This is a genomic window from Streptomyces milbemycinicus, from assembly GCF_002154605.1.
GTDB lineage: Bacteria > Actinomycetota > Actinomycetes > Streptomycetales > Streptomycetaceae > Streptomyces > Streptomyces milbemycinicus.
The window spans coordinates 1-1,944 of the sequence record NZ_MUNE01001233.1 but is presented as its reverse complement, the minus strand read 5'-3'; the positions used below and the strand labels follow the sequence as shown (position 1 = coordinate 1,944).

The following is a 1,944-nucleotide window of genomic DNA, read 5'->3' as shown; positions in this document are numbered from 1 at the left end:
CGCCCGCCCCTGCGCCCGCGCCGCCCCGCCTGGCGCTCCGGGCCGCTCGCCGCCGAACTCGCCCGCTGCGCGGCGGCCGTCGACGATACGGTCCGCTCCGCCGCCCCCGAGGCGGCCCCGTCCCGGCGCCGGGTGACGGCCGCGGCCGCCTCCGCTGCCGCGGTCACCGTCTGCGCCGTGGGCGGCGGGGCGGCGTGGTGGCTGCTGCGTGGCGACCGCCGCGGCCCCGGCGTCCCCGCCGCCACCCCGCTCGCCCGGTACACGACGGGCACCGCGCCCGCTCCGCTGTGGACCCGAGACGGCCTCGCCACCAACGGCGCCGGCCCGCTCGCGGCCGGCGAGGTCGTGGTCGCCGGAACGCCCAAGGGCCTGACCGCATGGGCCGTGGACACCGGGCAGCGAGCGTGGACCTGGACCGACCGGGGCACGCCGCTGCCCGCCGCGGGTCTGCTGGCGGCGGGCGGTGCCGTCCTCGCCGTCACCACGGGCGGACGGCTGACCGCCGTGGACGCCCGCGACGGACGGGAACGCTGGTCCCGTGCGGTCGGCGCGACGCGGCTCCTGGCCGCCGACGCCGACACCGCGTACGTACTGGACGGCGAACGGCGGCTGAACGCACTGCCGCTGACGGGCGCTCGGGCCCGCTGGACGACACCGGCGGCGACCGGCACGGCGAAGGGAGCCGCGGCGGCAGCGGCCGGCGGGCGGCTCGTCGTCGCCGGATCCGACGGGACGGTGACCGCGTACCGCACCGACGACCACGGCTCGGTCGCCTGGCATCAGGACACCGCCGCCGACGTGGCCCTCGCGCCCGCCGTCGCGGGCGACACCGTGTATCTGGGCGGCGCCTCGCTGAGGGCGCTCACCCTCGCGGACGGCACACGGCGCTGGGCCAGGCCCACACCCGGCGGCGGCGCCTGGGGCTCACCCACCTCGGCCCAGGGCTCCCTCTACGTCGCCTGGCAGGACCAGTTGATCGCGGTCGACGCCCGCAGCGGCGAGCAGACCTGGTCCCTCCTCCCCGGTACGCACGCCCTGCCCACGACCGCGCCCGTGGTCCAGGGCCGGTCCCTCTACCACCCGCTGGGCGCGGACCGGTTCGGCCCGGACGACGGAGTCGTGACCGTCGACCTGCGGAAGGCCGCGGCGGCATGGTCGCTCGGCGGCGGAGGCGACCAGCCGTGGCGTCTGACCGGCGCGGCCAACCGGGTCTTCCTGACCCATGCCGGCACCCTGCACGCCATGCCGGTCCTGTGACCCGCGAACGCCGAGGCGCCGGCCGCCCCACAGCCGACGCCCTGCCCGTGGACGTTCGGCCGCGTGAAACCTCCATGCTTGGACACCCTTAGGCTGCGGTACGTTCAGATAGCGGGGCGTGGCACATCGTGCCGGGAGGGTTGCCGACACATGCACACCTTGCACAACGCGGATCCGCGTCACCTCGGGCCGTTCCGGATGCTGGCCCGGTTGGGGGAGACGGAGAGCGGCGTGCGGCTGCTGGGGCGGCGCGTCGGCGCGGGGCCGACCGTGGAGGTCACGCTGGTGCGCGCCGCGCTCGCCGACGACCAGCGGCTGCGTGCCCGGCTGCGCCGCGACGTGGCGGCGTCACGGGCCGCCGCCGGGCGCTGGGTGCGCCCCGTCGAGGAGGCCGAACTCGACGCGTCGGCCCCGTGGGTGGCCTACCCGTACGTCCCCGCCGTACCGCTCGCCGAAGTCGTACGCGCCGCGCCCCGAGGGCTCGCGGAGGACGGCGTACGCGCGCTGGGCGCCGCGCTCGCCGAGGCGCTGGAGCGGGTCCACGCGGCCGGAATGGTGCACGGCGGCATCTCGGCCGACGCGGTCCTGGTCGCCGGGGACGGCCCCCGGCTGACCGGGTTTCACCACGCCCGCCTGCCACGGCAGGGAGCCTGCGGCGGGAGGGAGGCCGGTGGGAGGGAGAACGGC

At 78.2% G+C, this 1,944-nt stretch carries 1 protein-coding gene and 1 pseudogene; both read left to right on the top strand.

Translation table 11 applies throughout. From position 1 onward, the window contains the following. The coding region (locus tag CCN51_RS52310) for an outer membrane protein assembly factor BamB family protein (RefSeq protein WP_158104811.1) at positions 1-1,257 on the top strand (1,257 nt) is incomplete at its 5' end. A gap of 150 nt (positions 1,258-1,407) precedes the next feature. Next, a pseudogene (locus tag CCN51_RS52305) lies at positions 1,408-1,944 on the top strand (serine/threonine protein kinase); the annotation flags it as partial.